Genomic DNA, 16,730 nt, shown 5'->3' with positions numbered 1-16,730 from the left:
GCGGCAGACGGTCGAGCATCCGTTCGGCACGATCAAGGCCTGGATGGGCGCCACGCATTTCACGATGAAGCGCCTGAAGAACGTGGCAACGGAAATGGCGCTGCACGTCCTCGCCTACAACATGAAGCGGGTGATGAAGATCCTCGGGCTTCCGGCCATGCTGGCGGCGCTGCAAGCCCGCACCGCCGCCGCGATACCCGCTGCCGGGTGACACGGGACACCGGCCAAGGCTGTTCCGGCAAGCTGCGCACTGTCGGCAAAACCCGAGTTTTCACACAGCCTGGGCGCTTGATGGACAGGTACTGGGAACCGCGGCCGCTGTGATGGACCGGCGCCCTCCCCTTTGCCGGACGGCGATCGTGGGCCGCCTGCTCCGGGGCATCGGGGACGGCTGCCCGCCGCGGCGCCATCGGTCCGGGCCCGATGGGCAACGGCATGCGCGGCCGTGCTCGCGCGCCAGCCGACGATCTTCCTGGCGCAGGCATCGATCAGCGAGCCATTGTGGCGCCATTGGTTCGGGCCCAATGGCGAGCGGCCGCGCAGGCGATCCCTTTCCAGGTCGCCAAGTGGGTGACAGGTCGATGTCCGGCCGCCTGAAGGGCAGCCCCGCGGCCGGCGCGATGCGCACGGCGCTGCAGAACCGGCGGCCGGCGCCGGGGCCGGTCTTCCATTCCGGTCGCGGCATCCAACATGCTGCCGGGGATTGCAGGCGGCTCCTGGAGGCATGGAAGGTCGGCGCCGCGATGAGCGGGACAGGGGATTGCCTCGAGTTCAAGCCGGTCCGCGCCAACGGACCGGATGATCCGGGGGACCGTTCGAAGGCGCCGAACGCGCCGATGGAGGGCTTCTTCGGCTCCTTGGTGGCCGAGCTGGTCCGCCGCGCCAGGTTCCGGTCGCGCCGCGAGGCCAGGGCGGCCCTGTCCGGGTGCATCGCGATCTTCTGCAGCCGCCAGCGCCGCCACCCGAGCACCGGCTGCCGGAGGCCCGAGCAGGCAGGGATCGGCATGGCCGCCGCAATGGCGGAATGGTGAATATCGGCCCAGTCCGGAATCCGGGGGGCAAGGTCAAACACTTATCCAAGGGCCACGGTGACCTGAATGCCGAGGGCCGCGAAGCGGTTCAGGATCGCCACCCGGATCTGGACCTCGGCAACCTGACGGTCGAAATCCCGTGACATCGGCCGCTGTCCGGGCAGCTTCACGCAGTTCATTCGCGCAACGCGGCCTCTGGCGCCCCGCAAGACGCAGCCGGAAGCGCTGCAGGAGCCTCGGCGCAGGCCTGCTTGCGCGACGGCGGACCTGCCGGGCCGGGGTGGCGCTTCCCCCGCGGCCGGGATGGGACGACCCGCCCGCTTGATCCGGCCGCGGAGGCGGTGGCATGGCTTTGGGGCCGGGGCTCTCCCGGCGCGCCAGCCAACCGAGCCGAGGAGCCGACAGTGACCCCAGAGACCCCGAGCGGACGCGCCAGGGCGGCGCTGCCCTATCTTCTTGCCGCGCTGCTCTTCGGGCTCGGCGCCGCGGCGCTCTACCACCTGATGCGCGAAGTCAGCCTGCAGGAGCTGGCTCGGGCGATCCGGGACACGCCGCGCAGCGCCGTGGCGGGGGCGCTGCTGTGCACCGCCGGCGGCTATGCGGCGCTGATCGGCTATGACTGGAGCGCGCTGAGATGGCTGGGCCGCCGCCTGCCGCCCGCAACCGTCGCTACGGGCGGCTTTCTCGGCTACGCGATCGGCAACACGGTGGGGGCGGGGCCGGTCACGGGGGGCGCGGTGCGCTACCGCATCTATTCGGCGCTGGGGCTTTCCGCCTACGACATTGCGGCGATCTCGGTCTTTGGCTCGGTGGCCTTCGGCACCGGCACGGTGCTGATGGGCTGCGCGGCGCTGGCTTGGCACCCGCATGCGCTGGCCGGGCTTGTGCAGCTGCCGCCGCAGGCAATCCGCTGGGCGGCGCTGGCGGTAATGGCGGCGGTCGCCGGGCTGCTGGCGGCGCTGTCGATGCGGCGCGGCGAGATCAGCCTGCGCGGTCTCGTGCTGCAGCCGCCAGCGCCGCGGCTGATGGCCGGGCAGCTCGCCTGCACCGCGGCCGAGATGCTGTTCGCGGCCACCGCGCTCTGGCTGCTGCTGCCCTCCGGCGGGCCGGGATTCGCCGCCTTCCTCGCGGTTTTCGCCGCCGCCGTCCTGGCCGGGGTGATCAGCCATGTGCCGGGCGGGATCGGCGTGTTCGAGACCGTGATCCTCGCCGCCCTGCCCGCGGGCATCCCGGTTGAGCAGGCAGCGGCGGGGCTGCTGCTCTACCGGCTGGTCTACTACCTCGTGCCCTTCGCGGCGGCGCTTGTGCTGCTCGGCCTCGGCGAGGCGCGGATCGCGATGCGGCGGCTCCCGGGGCCCGGTCTGGGCGCGATCGCCCCGGTGCTGGGCGCGGTCAGCTCGCTGGCGCCGCTGGCGCTGGCGGCGATGGTCTTCCTCGCGGGCGCGGCGATGATGGCCGGCAGCCTGCTGCCGCCGACCGACCGCGTGGCGGCGGAGCTGCAACGGCTGGTGCCGCTGCCGATGGTCGAGGGCGGGGCGCTGGCCTCCAGCGCGATCGGCGCCTGCCTGGTGGTCGTGGCCCACGGGCTCTTGCGCCGGGTCGAGGGCGCCTGGTGGCTGGCCATGGCGGCGCTGGCCGCGGGCTTCGCCGCCAGCCTGGCGCACGGGCTCGACTATTCCCGCGCCGCGGTCATGGCGGCGGCCTTCGCGGTGCTGCTGCCCGCGCGGCGGGAATTCTACCGGGCGACCCGGCTGACGCGGAACGTGATGGGTCTGCGCTGGTGCCTGATGATGGCCTGCCTGGCGCTGGCGCTGCTGTCGGTGCTGTTCTTCGCCCACAAGGCCGTGCCCTACGAGACCGAGCTGTGGTGGCAGTTCGCTGCCGACCAGAACGCGCCGCGGGCGCTGCGCGCGGCGCTGGTCGCGCTGGTGGCGATGCTGCTCCTGGTGCTGCGCTTCGCGCTCAGGCCCGGGCGGCTCTCGGCCGAGCTGCCGACCGCGGCGGAGCTGGACCATGCCGCCGAGATCATCCGCGCCCAGCCCGATCCGCTGGCCAATGTCGCGCTGACCGGGGACAAGCCGCTGCTGTTCTCCGACAGCGGGAAGAGCTTCCTGATGTACAACATCCAGGGCCGCAGCTGGATCGCGCTGCACGACCCGGCGGGCGATCCGGCCGAGGCGGCGCAGCTGGCCTGGACCTTCTCGGACGCGGCCAACGCCGCCAATGCGCGGCCGGTCTTCTACTCGGTCTCGGCGGGCTCGATGCCGCTCTGGGTGGAGATGGGGCTGGCGCTGCACAAGTTCGGCGAGGAGGCGGTGGTGCCGCTCGGCGCCTTCAGCCTGGAGGGCGGACCGCGCAAGCGGCTGCGCACCTCGCACAACCGCGCGCTGCGCGACGGGCTGGCCTTTGAGATGCACGCCCCGCCGCATTCCGCCGCGTTCATCGAGAGCCTGCGGCCGATTTCGGAGGCCTGGCTGACCTCCAAGGCGGGCGGAGAGAAGGGCTTCTCGGTCGGCGCCTTCGATCCGGACTACCTGGCGCGCACGCCCATTGCGACGGTGACCTTCGGGGGCCGCACGGTGGCGTTCGCCAATCTCTGGGCCACCGGGCAGAAGGCGCGCGCCACGCTCGACCTGATGCGCCATGCCGACGACGCGCCGAACGGGCTGATGGAGTTCCTCTTCACCGAGCTGCTGCTGCACTACAAGGCGGAGGGCTTCGCCGAATTCTCCCTTGGCAACGCGCCGCTTTCGGGGCTGGAGGCCCGCCGCGGCGGACCGCTGACCGCGCGCCTTGGCGCCTTCGTCTACCGGCACGGGCGGCAGTTCTACAATTTCGAGGGGCTGCGCGCCTTCAAGGACAAGTTCGACCCGAAATGGGAGCCGGTCTATGTCGCCATCCCGGCGCGCGCGAACCTGGTCGCCGTGGCGGCCGATGTCGTGGCGCTGATCGGCGGCGGGCTGGGCAAGACGCTGGGCACCCGGAAATGAGCGGAGGCCCGGCGCGCCTGCGGACGGTCGCCGGGGACAACGGTTCCGGCGGAGGAATCTTCAGGTGAATATTCATCTGAATATGGGCAAGAATTGACCAAAGCGTGAATATTCACGCATCTAGATTGGGCAGGCGCTGTTTTCCGTACCGGCGGCAGCGCGCGATCCGTGCAGGGCGGGGCGCCGATCACGCATGACTCGCGGAAGAGCGGGGGCCGCGCGTCCCCGCAATCCGCAGGTCCACCGCAAAGAGAGAGCCATGCACGCCCGCCTTTCCGCCGTCCTCCGCCCCGCCGTCCTGTCGATCGCCGCCGCCCTCGCCGCGCTTCCCGCGCTGGCCCAGGAGGCGAAGCTCGACCTGCAATCCGCTTGGCCGCTGACCCTGCCGGCCTCGGGGCAGAATGCCCAGCACTTCTCCGACCGGATCAACGAGATCTCGGGCGGCGCGATCAAGGTGAAGCTCTACGACGCGGGCAAGCTGGTGCCGCCGCTGCAGATCTTTGACGCGGTGCAGCAGGGCACGCTGGATGCGGGCTATACCTCGCCGCTCTATGTCGCGGGCCGCTTTCCGGCGGTGCAGCTTTTCGGCGGCGTGCCTTTCGGGCCGGATGCGATGGACTATCTCGGCTGGCTCTACAATGGCGGCGGGCTCGACATCTGGCGCGAGATCTACGCGAAGCAGGGCGTGGTCAGCGTTCCCTGCGGCCTGATGGATAGCGAGGCGGGCGGCTGGTACACCTTCCCGATCGACAGCGCGGACAGCCTGCAGGGCAAGAAGATCCGCTTCGCCGGCCTGGCTGGCGAGGTAATGAAGAAGATGGGCGCCTCGGTCGTGCTGCTCGCGGGCGGAGACATCTATCCGAACCTGGAACGCCACGTGATCGACGGCACCGAGTTCTCGATGCCCGCCATCGACGCCGCCATGGGCTTCGAGAAGGTCGCGGACTACTACTACCTGCCCGGCTGGCACCAGCCCGCGGCGATCAACGAACTGATCGTCAACAAGCGCAAATGGGATGCGATGACCCCGGCGCAGCAGGGGCTGATCGAGGATACCTGCCGGGAGACGCATATCTGGTCGATCACCTCGACCTCGGTGCCGAATGCGGAAGCGGTCGAGAAATTCAAGGCGGCGGGCACGCAGATCATGCAGTTCCCCCCGGAGGTCCTGGCGGCCTTCGAGACCGCGACCAACGAGGTGATGGCCGAACAGTCGGAGAAGGACGCCGATTTCGCCCGCACCTGGGCATCGCTGCAGGCCTATCGCGACTCGGTCGCGGCCTGGTCGGAATACAAGCAGTAGGACCTGCCGGCGCGGGGTCTGCCCCGCGCCGCGTGCCAGAGGTGCCCGCATGTCCCTCCTGATCCGTCTCATCGACCGCCTCTCGGCCCTTGCCGGGATGGCGGGGTCGCTGGTCCTGCCTTTGCTGATCCTGACGATCCTCGCCAATGTCGTGCTGCGCTATGTCTTCGACATCGGCATGATCGAGCTGGAGGAGCTGCAATGGCACCTCAACGCCATTGCGGTGATGCTCAGCCTCGCCTGGGCCTACCAGGAGGGCGACCATGTGCGCGTCGACATGTTCCACGCGAAGATGCGGCCGCGCGCCCGCGCGGTCGTGGAGATCCTCGGCATCCTCTTCCTTTTCTGGCCCTTCACCGCGCTGGTGGCGTGGAACGCCTGGACGATCTTCGGCTATTCCTGGGACCTGAAGGAGGGTTCGCCCATGCCCTCGGGCCTGCCTGCGCGCTATGTCATCAAGGGCGTGATGGCACTCGGCCTCAGCCTGCTGGCGCTGCAGGGGCTGGCGGTACTCCTGCGCGCGGTGCGGCAGCTGCGCACCGGCTGGCAGGAGATCCGCTGATGGACGCGCTCTTCATCTTCCTGTTCTTCTCGACCTTCCTCTGCCTGCTGTTCTCCGGCTACCCGGTCGCCTTCGTGCTGGGCGGCACCGGCGTTCTCTTCGCCGCGCTCGGCTCGCTGGTCGCGCCGCTGGACATCGCCGACGTGGCCGAGCTGCGGATGATCGGCTTCGTCGCCAACCGGGTCTTCGACACGATCTCCAGCTACTCGCTGATCCCGATGTCGATGTTCATCTTCATGGGCTTCATGCTCGACCGCTCCGGCATCGCCGAGCGGCTGCTGAAGGCGATGCGGGCGCTGCTCGGCCCGGCGCCGGGCGGGCTGGCCATCGCGGTCGTGGCGATCGGCGTCGTGCTTGCGGCCTCGACCGGCATCATCGGCGCCTCGGTCGTGCTGCTCGCCACCATCGCCGTGCCGACCATGTTCGAGGCGGGCTATTCGCGGCGGCTCAGCCTCGGCACGGTGGGGGCGACCGGCTGCCTCGGCATCCTGATCCCGCCATCGATCATGCTCGTCGTAATGGGCGACCAGCTGCGCATCCCGGTCGGAGACCTCTTCATGGGCGCGATCCTGCCCGGGTTCGGGCTGGCGCTGGCCTTCGTGATCTTCATCGTGGTTTCCGCGCTGCTGGTGCCGTCGGCCATGCCGCGCTACCGCCGCGAGGGCCCGGCGCAGCCCGTCCTCCCGGCGGTCCTGGGCTTCCTCGGCGCTGTGGCCGCGCCGTTGGCGCTGGTCGTGGCGGTGCTCGGCTCCATCGTGGCGGGCATCGCCTCGCCCACCGAGGCCTCGGGCATCGGTGCAGCGGGCGCGACCCTGCTGGCCGCGGCCAGCAGGCGGCTCGACTGGCGGGCCTTCCGCGAGGTCTGCCACCAGTCCGCGCGCACGACGGCCTTCCTCTACATGCTGATCTTCGGCGCGTCGTGCTTCTCGGTCGTGTTGCGCGGCTATGGCGGCGACGAGGCGGTGGAGGCCGCGCTGACCGGGCTGCCCTTCGGGCCGCATGGCGTGCTGGCCGTCGTGATCGGGGTGGTGTTCGTCCTGGGCTTCTTCCTCGACTGGATGGAGATCGTTCTGATCGTCGCGCCGCTCGTCATGCCGGTGCTCACCGGCTTCGGCTTCGACCCGGTCTGGATCGCGATCCTGCTGGCGCTGGTGCTTCAGACCTCCTTCCTGACACCGCCGGTGGGCATGGCGCTCTTCTACCTGCGTTCCTCGGTGCCCGGCGCCTCGATCGGCGAGATCTATGCCGGCGTCATCCCCTTCGTGGCCATGCAGCTGGCCACGCTGGCCGTCGTCGCGGCCTTCCCCTCGCTGGCGCTCTGGCTGCCCTCGCTGCCGGACTGAGCAGGGTCCGGGGCGGCTGCGCCCATCCCGGATGGAGGTATTCCTTTCCCCCGCGGAACAGTGCTTGCCCCCGCGCAAATCCATGATAACGTTCTCCCAAGGGTTGAGACGGAAGCTGCGCCGTGTAGGGGGAGGCAGCGCCGTTTCCTGTTAAATCGGGTACATCTCAGTCAACGGACACTCGGGGGGGTTGCACATGCCAGGTGCGCTCGCATCCGCGACATTGCCGTCCGGAGCGGCCCGCATGCGCGTCGCCATCCGGTCGATCGGAACCGCAACGCCCTCGCGGGCTGCCTCCATCGCGCTGGGGCTGGGCGTGCCGGTCCAGGCTGTCATGGAAACGCTCTACCGCGCGCCGCGCATCCTGGTCGACGGGCTGGCGCCCGAAACTGCGGACCGCATGGCGGAGCTTCTGGGCGATCTGGGCTGCGAGGTTGCGGTCGAGCCGGAGGACATGGCCCCGCCCGGCGAGGAACCGCTCTACGACGTCGCGCTGCACATCAACGACACCGCGCGCTACGGCGCCGTGACCGAGGCGCTGGCCGAATTCCTCGGCTGCGATGCGGCGCAGGCGGCGCGGGCCATCCTGCAGCCGCCCGGCGTGGTGCTGGGCCAGGTCAGCGCGGCGACGGTCGAGGCGCTGTGCCGCCGACTGGGCGAGGGGGCGGAGCTGTCGGTCTCGGACCCGCAGGCCGCGCGCTACGATCTCTTCCTCGGCGCCTGCGATCCGACGGTGCGGGCAAGGGTGCTGGGCGAGCTGCGCCGCCGCGGCCGGGAGCCCCTGGCCGGGGCGGGCTGCCTGCTTTCGGGACTGTCGCGCAGCGAAGCTGATGCGATCTGGGCGGCGCTCGGCCGGATCGGCGCGCTCAGGATCGTGAATTCGGATTTCCTGCGCTACGACATCGTGCTGACCGGCGGAACGGACACCCCGGCCGCCCGGGAGGTGCTGGAGGCCTATGCCCGCATTCCGGGCCATATCGTGCCCGAGCTGTTCGGCGCGCTGCCGATCGCCGCGATGGAGGCGGTGCCGCAGGCCGACATGCCGGCGGCGCTGGAGCGTCTGGCGGCGGCGGGGCTGTCGGTGCGTGCCGATCTGGTGACCTTCCTGCATCTGGGGGTCGAGCTGGTCTCGGCGCGGCGCGGCGTGGATCCGGGCCGGGTGCTGCAGCGGCTGGGGATCGAGACCGGCGGCCGGGTCGCCGTGCCGGGGCGGCTGCCCTTCGCGATGCCCGAACTGCAGGCGCGGCTGGTGCGCGACGCGCTGGCGGGGGCCGGGATCGAGGCGGCGCTCTATGAGCCGGAGGGCGCGTGACATGGACGGGTCCGCACAGGGGCATGCGCTGCATGTCGGCATTGCCGAGGCCGGGAAGCTTGCCGCGCTGAAGGGCGACCATGCAGCGGCGCTGCGCCACTACCGGGCTGCGATCAGGCTCTGCGTCGGGGCGAAGGCGCCCGAGGTGTTCTTCCGCCACTACACCCAATGCGTGATGGAGAGCCTCGAGTTGACCGGGCAGTTCGCCGAGGTGATCGAATACTGCGCGATGGCCGATGCGCATTACCGCGCGGCCGGGGCCGCCAATCCGCTGCAGCGGCGCGACCATGGCAGCATCCTGGAACGCCTGGGGCTCGTGCGGCTGAAGGCGGGCGAGCCGGAGGCGGCGCGGGAGGCGCTGGAAGAGGCCGTCGCGCTTGCCGGGCCGAAGGGGCTGCCGCTGGCCGGGACCGTGCTGGGCTGGCTGTGCCGGGGGATGCGGGTGGAGCCGCGGCGGCTGACCGAGCTGCAGAGGAAATCGGGATATTTCACCGTCCGCGAGGGTCACGTCGATCCCGCGCGGGCCCGCCCCCTGCCGGACCCGGCGAAGGAGGAGACCGTCCCGTTCGGCTGACCCGGCCGGACGCAAATGACGCGCGCGCATCGAGGAGGAGCATGCGATGCCTGACATCGAGGACATGACACCGGGCGAGGTGCTGGCCGAGGCCAGCGTCGCCGAGTTCATCAAGGCGCTCGGCCTCTCCATCGCCGAGGCGCAGCGGGCCCTGGACGAGAATTCCGTCGACCAGATCGGCGAATTCATCAAGCCGCGCGAGGGGCTGGACGGCAAGTCGCTGCTGGATCTCGGGCTGTCTCCGGCCTTCTACCACTACCAGCATGCGGATATCAGCTGCTCGATGCAGCTGTCGCTGAAGGTCGAGAAAGACCTGAGCGTCGGCGTGAACCTGTCGGGGAACTTCTCCGACACCACGACGAATTCCAGCGACGCGTCCTCCTCGCAGAGCTCCTCTGAAAGCGGGTCCTCGACGGTGACGCGGGAACGCTCGGCACAGATGGAGATCCAGTCGGCCTCCACCGGGGCGGTCACGATCGGCGGGCAGAACTTCCCGATCACCGGCAGCGATCCGCTGGAACGGATCCGGGCGCTGCAGCGGGCGGTGACGGCGGATGCCCAGGCCGGCGTTCCGCGGATGCTCTACCAGCCCTCGGACCGGACCTTCACCATCACCACAGATGCCGATGCGGCGAAGGTCCAGGTGACCGACAGGACGGTGGCCTTCCTCGGCGGCGGCTTCGACCGGGCGATCATCCAGGTCGACCAGAACCAGGCGACGGAGTACCGCTTCAACGCCTCGACGACGGTCTCGACAACCGCGCAGGGCAACCTGGAGGCCTATGCCAACCATGTCGCCGCCCAGGTCACGGCGACGGGCATCGCCGCCACCGCGCTGCCGCCGGGAACGCCGCTCAAGCGCTACCACTTCAAGACCGGCGAGCATCACCTGGAAACCTTCACCGCCGAGGGGTCGGAGCGGAACAGGAATTTCCCGCGCAGCCTGATGGAGACGGCGCTGTTCATCAAGCAGCAGAACCTGACGGTCGAGATCGAGGGCTATGCCGATGCGCAGCGCTACCGCGGCCAGGACAGCGCCGCGAATGCCCAGAGCAACCGCGATCTGGGCGATGCGCGGGCCCGGGAGGTGCAGCGCCTGCTGATCGCCAACGGCGTGCCTGCGGCGCAGTTGCAGGTCAAGCCGTCGCAGGGCTCCGCCGGGGCCATCGCGGCGGGCGGTCCGGCCGACCAGGTGGCCTGGCGCAAGGCCGAGGTGCGCATTCCCGGATCGACCGCCTGGTACATTGCCTGCGACGCGCCGTCGGGCACGACCATCGAGGGCGTCACGCCCGACAAGCTGACCCCGCCGCTCAGCCCGGGCAACGGCTTCGTCTTCCTCTACCGGCCGCAGCCGCTGTCGCTGTCGGGCAAGAAATGCACGATCGATGGCACGGATTTCCCGTTCCGCGGCGCGGCGGCGGGGGGCAACGCGGCGGGCAGCCCGAACGCCTATGCGCTGAACCTGCGCGAGGACATCAACGGCAAGGCGCCGCCGGTCGATTTCCAGGCCTCGGCGGAGGGCAATGTCGTCACCGTCTTCGGCAAGACCGCGCCCTTCCGCCTGACGCTCTACACCTCGGAAAGCCGCTCCATCCAGGTCTCGGGCACCGAGGGCATCACCGTCACGCGGGAATTCTCGCGCAGTTCGCAATCCAGCCTGACCCAGCAGAACACCGGCAACCGCACCGTCGCGGTCGGCGCCTCGGTCGATGTCCGCTTCTCGCGGCAGTTCGAGATGAACGTGACCGGCAATTCGGCGATCTCGGCGCGGCTGGTCTCGATCCCGGCGCCGCCGCAGTTCCTCGAGACCATCAAGTCCTACCTCGCGAAGGAGGACTGACCCATGGCCGAGACGCCCCAGGTCACGCGCTCGCTGCTCTCGGCGCCGCTGCCGCAGATCATCGAGCGGCTGGGCATCTCGATTGCCCAGGCGCAGGCGGCGCTCGACCGCAACTCGATCGAGCTGGCCAAGGCGATGTCGGAAACCGAGGTCGAGATCGGCGACAAGACCTACAACCTGCTGAGCCTGGGCTTCGTGCCCAGCTTCTACAGCTTCACCGAGGCGACGGTGGAGGCCAAGCTGAGCTTCCAGGTGTCCGAAAGCACCGAGACCTCGGTCAAGGTCGGCGTCCAGGTGGGGGTGCAGTACGGCGTCTTCATGGCCGCGGCCTCGGTCGATGTCGGCTATGCGCGCAAGTTCTCGGTTTCCGCCGAGGGCATGTCCTCGATCGCCGCGCGGCTGGTGTCGCTGCCGCCGCCCGAGATTTTCACCGACCTGCTCAAGCGGGAATACCAGCAGGACATCAGCTAGGGCCGGGACGATCCCGGAGGGAAAGGAGACGACAAGATGGGCATCGGACAGGAGCTTCTCAACGTCCCGATGGGCGACATGATCCGGCAGATGGCCTTTGCCATCGCGGACGGCCAGGCCAAGCTGGACGAGAACTCGATCAACACCGCCGAGATGATGGGCGGGCTGACCACGGTCTATGACGAGGAGGGCAATGTCAGCTTCGACGACAGCCGCGTCTTCTTCGGCTACGAATACATGACCATCCCCGAGGCCGTGGCCTATGCGATCATGGACGACGCGGTCACCGGCGCGGTGGACGAGACCGAGGCGATCAAGCTGCTCGACCTCCTGAAGAAGGTGGTGAAGGACATGCACGGCATCGACCTGTCCGGTTCGGACGGGCAGGCGATGATCACCGCGCTGACCGATGCGCAGAAGAAGCTTCAGGTCCGGGTGCCGACCCGGCTGTCGATGCTGGAGCTGGGCTTCGCGCCGACCTTCTACCAGTTCGTCGACACGATCATCGAGGTGAAGATCGCGATCAAGATCACCCGGACGCACGAATACAGCCGCACCACGAAGAACACGGCCAGTTCGGTCGACAGCTCCAGCCGCCGCAAGCGCAGCTTCTGGGGCACGTCGAAGTCGAACAGCTACAGCCGCGACGTCGCCACCAGCCAGGTCGATGCCACTTATGCGGCCAAGTATTCCTATTCTGCCGAGGGCGCGTCGATCCTGCGGACCAAGATCGTGCCGGTGCCGACGCCGACCGCGCTGGAGGACCGGATCCAGTCCTTCATGGAGACGGAAGAGGAACGCCGCCGCATCAAGCTGGAGTCGGACCGCGTGACGCTCGGCCTGGCCGACGTGCCCACGTCCTGAGCCGGGGGCCTGAGCGAAAGGGAATCCGATGTCCGTCAGCACGGAAATGACCAACACCCCGTTCCCGGAGATGGTGCGCCTTCTCGGGACCGGCATTGCCGAGGCGCAGTACGAGCTGGACCTCGTCTCTCTGAAGATCGCGCGGATGATGGCGGGCTACATGCCCGATCCCGAGCCCGAGGAGGGCAAGCCCGCGCCCCCTGCATCGCCGCCGGAGCGGACGCTCCTGGTGAAGCTCGGCGACGGGCGGGAATATTCGCTGCTGGAGCTGGGCTTCGTTCCGAGCTTCTACCAGTTCGTCGACACGCTGATCGAGCTGAAGCTGTCGATCTCGGCCTCGCGCGAAACCAACATCAAGCGCAGCTCGACCGTGGTGAACGCCTCCGTCACAGGCAAGGTCGGGTTCTTCTCGGCCTCTGCCAAGATGCGGGTCAGCTCGGTCTCGGCCTCCTATGCGGCCAAGTACCAGTACTCGGCCGAGGGCTCGTCGCTGATGCGCACCAAGCTGGTGCCGGTGCCCGCCCCGGCGATCCTGGAGGAACGGATCCGCTCGATGCTGGCGGCAACGGCGGCCGAAGAGGACGAGGGCTAGACGGCGATGACCCGGCGGAGCTGGCGCGATCTGGAACGGCGGCAGGGCGCGGAGGCACCGGGGCCGCAGCTGCCGGGATTCGGTCCGGGGCAGGGCGGCGACCTGCGGGCGGCGGCCGGGATGGCGCAGTCGGGGCGGCTGACCGCACTGCTCGATCAGCGCGAGGCGCTGGAGCAGCGGATCCGCGCGCTGTCTTCCGGCGGCGGCGCGCCGCAGGACCCCGCCGTTGCCGCGCGTTTCCCGGTCCAGAGCTTCGCCGAGCGCCGCGCCGAGCAGGATGCGTTCGAAGCCCGCCGCGCCCAGCTGCGTGCCCAGCAGGACGAGATCCGCCGTGGCCTGCGCGCCGGGGAGGAGGGGCTGCCGCAGCTGCCGGGGCTGGCCGACACGCCCCTGGCGCAGCGGATGGGCGCGGGGCTTCCCGGTCCCGGCGGCACCGGGCTTGGCGGGCCGCGCAGCGGCATCGGACAGGCCGTCGGCGGCATGGCCGCGGGGCTGCGCGGCGAAAGCCAGCGCCGCCGGGCGGAGATCCTGGGGCCCGCGCGCCGCGCCGGGGCGGCGCTGGAAGAGGCGGGCCGGCCGCTGAGGCAGATCGGCAGCCAGCTGGAAAATGCCCGCGGCCAGATGCGCGACCTCGACCGGCAGCTTGCCTCCGAAGGCGTCAGCGAGGCCGAGCGCGCCGAGATCCGCCGCCAGATGGGCGGGGACACGATCGAAAAGGTTGCCGGGCCGATCTCGAAGGCGAACGAGGCGTTGAGCCGCCCCGCGCGGCTGGCCGACGGGGTGGGGCGCAACTGGGAGGCGCGCGAGCGCCAGCTGACCGCGCCGATGGACCGGACATCGCGCTATGCCGAGATGCGCGAGCGTCGGCTCTCGACAGAGACCGGGGGATCGGGCGATCTTTTCGAGAGGATGCGGCGCAACCGCGAGCGCGCGCTGGCGCGCCGCAGGGAGGCCGAGGCCGAGGAGGCGCGCGACCGCCGCCGCCGCGAGCGCGCCGCCGAGAGGGGACGGGAACGCCGGGCGGAAGAGCGCGGCGAAGGGAGAGGACGGACATGAGTGACGGCAAGTTCATCGCCGACACGCTGGAAAGCGTCATCGTCGGGATGGCGGAAAGCCTGCGCGAGGCGCAGGAGGAGCTGGCCGCTGCGGCGCCGCTCGATGCCTTCGGGCGGCCCATGCCGCAGTACCACATTCCCCATCTCGATTTCGAGATCGGCTTCCGGCTGGTGACCGAGAGCAAATCGGACGGCGGCATGCGGCTGATCTTCGCCCCGGTGACGAGCTCGGAATCGAGCTCCGAGGTGACCTCGACCATCTCCGGCCGCTTCGTCGCGGTGCCGCCGGGCGAGGGCCTGCCGCTGCCGGTGCTCGCCGCCGAGGTCTCCGGCTCGGGCAATGCCCGCACCCTCACCGTCGCGGCGGCGAATACCGCGGGCGAGATCCTGGTCGGCGCCGAGGTGCAGGTGAATGTCGATCTCGAGGCCTCCCGCGCGCTGTCGCTGGCGGCGGGGGCCTCCGCGCCGAAGATCGACGGGCAGGTGACGCTCGGCGAGGCCGTCCTCGTGACCGGTCCGGACGGCCAGGCCTCGACCAGCGTCACCTTCTCGGCCGCTCTCCAGCGCGCCGCGATCATCGTTCTGACCGTCGAGACCGGCGCCGAGACGGTCCGCGTCACCACCGGAAAGGACATCGCCTGATGGGACGCGCGACGATCACCGCCCGGTTCTTCGGCGAGGACGACAAGCCCGCGGCGCAGCACAAGGCGGTGCTGCAGATCTTCCTCGGCAGCCGCAGCGCATGGATGTCGTTGGCCAGCGGCGCCAGCGACCAGACGGGGCTGCTGCAGATCGTGCTGGACAATGCGCTGATCGAGCCCGACAAGGCCATTCCCGCGATGCGGCTGATCGAGGACGGCAGTCCCGCACCGCGGATGTTGGGCGCGCCCTACGGGATGCGCACGCTGCTGTCGGGCCGGGAGCGCGTGCTGGAGGTCGATTTCGGCGAGATCGAGATGCTGGGCGAAACCGCCTATCCGCGCCAGGCGGCTTCTGCCGCGCTTGCCCGCGAGGCGGGGGCGGTCGCGGGCGTGCCCCGCAAGACCGGCACCAACCAGACCATGGTCTTCAAGACGCTCGACCGGAATCCGGCGCTGCGCGAGGCGGTCTCGGGGCGCAGCATCCCTTCGGCCGGGCTGGTGATCAATGCCGGTCCCGAGGTTGCCGGACGGGTCGAGACCGTGACCGTGCGCGACGCGGCCACCGGTACCGCGGCACCGGCCATTGCCCTGGGCACCGCCTCGATCGAGGCCGACCAGTTCCGCGCCATCATCCTGCAGAAGGATAGCCTGATCTCCTCGCGCGACCAGCAGCTGAGCGCGCGGGTTGCCGAGCTGGCCCAGGCCAATGCCCGCGCCGAAAGCCTCGAGGCGCAGCTGGGCGCCGCGACGGAGCGCGCCGAACAGGCCGAGGGAGAGGTCGCGCGGATCAAGGCGGCCGAGGAGGAACCCGCGGAAGTCACCAAGGTGATCGGCGGGATCGGCTCCAAGCTGGCGGAGGCCAATGCGGCCCTCGGCACGGGCAAGACGCCCTTCCGGCTGGGAGCGGTGAAGATCGACCTGCGCGGCCGGATGACCAATGATGGCGGGGGCATCGTGATGGGCGGGGCCTCGAAGGACGGCTCCGGGCTGACCGCGGAGCTTTTCGTCGACCGCCCGCAGGCACAGGGCACCCCGCGGGAGGACTCCGCGGTGCCCGATTGCCGTGGCCTGACCAGCGCGGCGGCCCAGCGTGTCCTGCGCTCGGTCGGGTTCCGCATGCGCAGCGCGGAGCAGCGGCTGGCGCCGGGCCAGGGCACGCCAGGCCAGGCGCTGATGCAGCATCCCGCCGCGGGGGGCGCCGCGCCCCTGGGCACCGAGATTCTCGTCGTCTTCGGCATGGCCGCGGCGCAGGACAATTGAGGAGGAGCCGGAGATGGCCGATATCAAGTCCCTCGTCAGCGACGTGGTCGCTGCGCCGCTGGGCGAGGTGATCGCCTCGGTCGGGCAGGGTGTTGCCGATGCGCAGAATGCGCTGGACGAAGGCTCGCTGGCCGCGGTGCTCGACATCTATGCCGAGAGCGACGACGCCAAGCTGAAGCTCCTGCAGGAGATCGGCTACCGCCCGACCTTCTACGCGCTGCCCGAGACCACCGGCGAGGTGAGGGTGAGCCTGCGGCTCGGCCAGGGCGCGGCGGGGCAGGGCACGGGGACGGCGATGCGCAAGGCGGTGCCGGTGATCCAGGCCGTGCCGCTGCGCACCGGGCTGAACGCGCGGATCGGCAGCCGCCTCTATGCCACGCCCGTCGATGCGGGCTACGCCAACCGCTTCGGCTACGCTGCCGATGTCTCGGCCAAGCTCACCTTCAAGATCGTGCCGGTCCCGGCGCCCGACGGCGCGGACGAACTGCGGCTGGTGCCCGATCTCGCCGGGCGGACGGCCGCGGCGGCCCGGACTGCCGTCGAGGCACTCGGCCTGGTTCCGGTCTTCGCGGGCGAAGGCGGCGCCGTTCTGGCCTCCGTGCCGGAGGGGGCGACCGCCGGAATCCAGGAGCCCGCCGCGCATGCCATCCTGCGGCTGGGCGACGAGGTGCGTATCACGCTGCTGTCCTCCTGAGCCGCGGCAGGGACCGGTTTTTGCCCTTTCCGTTGGGTCACGGGATTTTTTTGGGGTTTTGTGCGAGAATCGAGTTGCGGGGGTCGGGGGGTTTCTCTAGAAGGCCCTTCACCGACGGGGCGGCGACGCACCGGGGCGCTTGAGGGTCTGCGGATGCAGTCCGGAGGGCGGACAGATCAGGAAGGTGTTGCGATCAGG

General features: G+C 70.2%; 16 protein-coding genes and 2 pseudogenes. 16 read left to right on the top strand and 2 right to left on the bottom strand.

Features of this window, described 5'->3' with window-relative positions:
• Positions 1–211: transposase (locus HCC78_RS28640; protein ID WP_172332169.1), on the top strand; the 211-nt coding region annotated here is incomplete at its 5' end.
• A 76-nt stretch (positions 212–287) separates the two neighbouring features.
• Here HCC78_RS28640 and HCC78_RS34125 read toward each other — a convergent pair.
• Positions 288–492 (bottom strand): annotated as a pseudogene (locus HCC78_RS34125) (hypothetical protein); the annotation flags it as partial.
• 89 nt (positions 493–581) lie between these two features.
• On the opposite strand from HCC78_RS34125, the gene HCC78_RS28635 reads away from it, so the two are divergent.
• Positions 582–1,031 carry a hypothetical protein gene (locus tag HCC78_RS28635; protein WP_172332168.1) on the top strand — a complete coding sequence of 150 codons (450 nt, stop codon included), beginning with the start codon at positions 582–584 and terminating at the stop codon, positions 1,029–1,031.
• 41 nt (positions 1,032–1,072) lie between these two features.
• Here HCC78_RS28635 and HCC78_RS28630 read toward each other — a convergent pair.
• Positions 1,073–1,213: pseudogene (locus tag HCC78_RS28630) on the bottom strand (IS5/IS1182 family transposase); the annotation flags it as partial.
• Between the two features lie 222 nt (positions 1,214–1,435).
• Here HCC78_RS28630 and mprF point away from each other — a divergent pair.
• The 14 genes from mprF to HCC78_RS28560 all read left to right on the top strand — a co-directional run bounded on the left by mprF (position 1,436) and on the right by HCC78_RS28560 (position 16,532).
• Positions 1,436–4,021 carry a bifunctional lysylphosphatidylglycerol flippase/synthetase MprF gene (mprF, locus tag HCC78_RS28625; protein ID WP_172332167.1) on the top strand — a complete coding sequence of 862 codons (2,586 nt, stop codon included), beginning with the start codon at positions 1,436–1,438 and terminating at the stop codon, positions 4,019–4,021.
• 259 nt (positions 4,022–4,280) lie between these two features.
• The gene (locus HCC78_RS28620; RefSeq protein WP_172332166.1) at positions 4,281–5,324 is read left to right on the top strand and encodes a TRAP transporter substrate-binding protein; all 1,044 of its coding nucleotides are present in this window, start codon (positions 4,281–4,283) and stop codon (positions 5,322–5,324) included.
• Positions 5,325–5,373: 49 nt separating this feature from the next.
• Entirely contained in the window at positions 5,374–5,886 is a 513-nt protein-coding gene (locus tag HCC78_RS28615; protein ID WP_172332165.1) for a TRAP transporter small permease subunit, read from the top strand.
• On the top strand, positions 5,886–7,229 hold the full coding sequence (locus HCC78_RS28610; RefSeq protein WP_172332164.1) for a TRAP transporter large permease subunit: 1,344 nt from the start codon (positions 5,886–5,888) through the stop codon (positions 7,227–7,229). Before HCC78_RS28615 ends, HCC78_RS28610 begins: the two co-directional genes overlap by 1 nt.
• Before the next feature lie 244 nt (positions 7,230–7,473).
• Positions 7,474–8,541, top strand: coding sequence for a hypothetical protein (locus tag HCC78_RS28605; RefSeq protein ID WP_172332163.1), 1,068 nt, complete (start codon positions 7,474–7,476; stop codon positions 8,539–8,541).
• Position 8,542: 1 nt separating this feature from the next.
• Positions 8,543–9,115, top strand: a complete 573-nt coding sequence (locus HCC78_RS28600) for a peptidylprolyl isomerase (RefSeq protein ID WP_172332162.1) — start codon at positions 8,543–8,545, stop codon at positions 9,113–9,115.
• A gap of 46 nt (positions 9,116–9,161) precedes the next feature.
• Positions 9,162–10,955: an OmpA family protein gene (locus HCC78_RS28595; RefSeq protein ID WP_172332161.1), complete on the top strand. Its 1,794-nt coding sequence runs from the start codon at positions 9,162–9,164 to the stop codon at positions 10,953–10,955.
• Between the two features lie 3 nt (positions 10,956–10,958).
• On the top strand, positions 10,959–11,426 hold the full coding sequence (locus HCC78_RS28590) for a hypothetical protein (protein WP_172332160.1): 468 nt from the start codon (positions 10,959–10,961) through the stop codon (positions 11,424–11,426).
• A gap of 36 nt (positions 11,427–11,462) precedes the next feature.
• Positions 11,463–12,290: a hypothetical protein gene (locus HCC78_RS28585; RefSeq protein WP_216671355.1), complete on the top strand. Its 828-nt coding sequence runs from the start codon at positions 11,463–11,465 to the stop codon at positions 12,288–12,290.
• A gap of 28 nt (positions 12,291–12,318) precedes the next feature.
• Positions 12,319–12,882: a hypothetical protein gene (locus HCC78_RS28580; RefSeq protein WP_172332159.1), complete on the top strand. Its 564-nt coding sequence runs from the start codon at positions 12,319–12,321 to the stop codon at positions 12,880–12,882.
• Between the two features lie 6 nt (positions 12,883–12,888).
• The gene (locus HCC78_RS28575) at positions 12,889–13,938 is read left to right on the top strand and encodes a hypothetical protein (protein WP_172332158.1); all 1,050 of its coding nucleotides are present in this window, start codon (positions 12,889–12,891) and stop codon (positions 13,936–13,938) included.
• The gene (locus tag HCC78_RS28570; RefSeq protein ID WP_172332157.1) at positions 13,935–14,579 is read left to right on the top strand and encodes a hypothetical protein; all 645 of its coding nucleotides are present in this window, start codon (positions 13,935–13,937) and stop codon (positions 14,577–14,579) included. Before HCC78_RS28575 ends, HCC78_RS28570 begins: the two co-directional genes overlap by 4 nt.
• On the top strand, positions 14,579–15,838 hold the full coding sequence (locus HCC78_RS28565) for a hypothetical protein (protein WP_172332156.1): 1,260 nt from the start codon (positions 14,579–14,581) through the stop codon (positions 15,836–15,838). The genes HCC78_RS28570 and HCC78_RS28565 overlap by 1 nt, the downstream gene beginning before the upstream one ends.
• A gap of 13 nt (positions 15,839–15,851) precedes the next feature.
• Positions 15,852–16,532 (top strand): PASTA domain-containing protein, encoded by a 681-nt coding sequence (locus HCC78_RS28560; RefSeq protein WP_172332155.1) that lies wholly within the window; start codon positions 15,852–15,854, stop codon positions 16,530–16,532.
• Positions 16,533–16,730 lie beyond the last annotated feature (198 nt).

Source organism: Mangrovicoccus sp. HB161399 (assembly GCF_013184745.1).
In the GTDB taxonomy this organism is placed as follows: Bacteria; Pseudomonadota; Alphaproteobacteria; order Rhodobacterales; family Rhodobacteraceae; genus Mangrovicoccus.
This window is presented reverse-complemented; position numbering and strand designations above follow the sequence as displayed.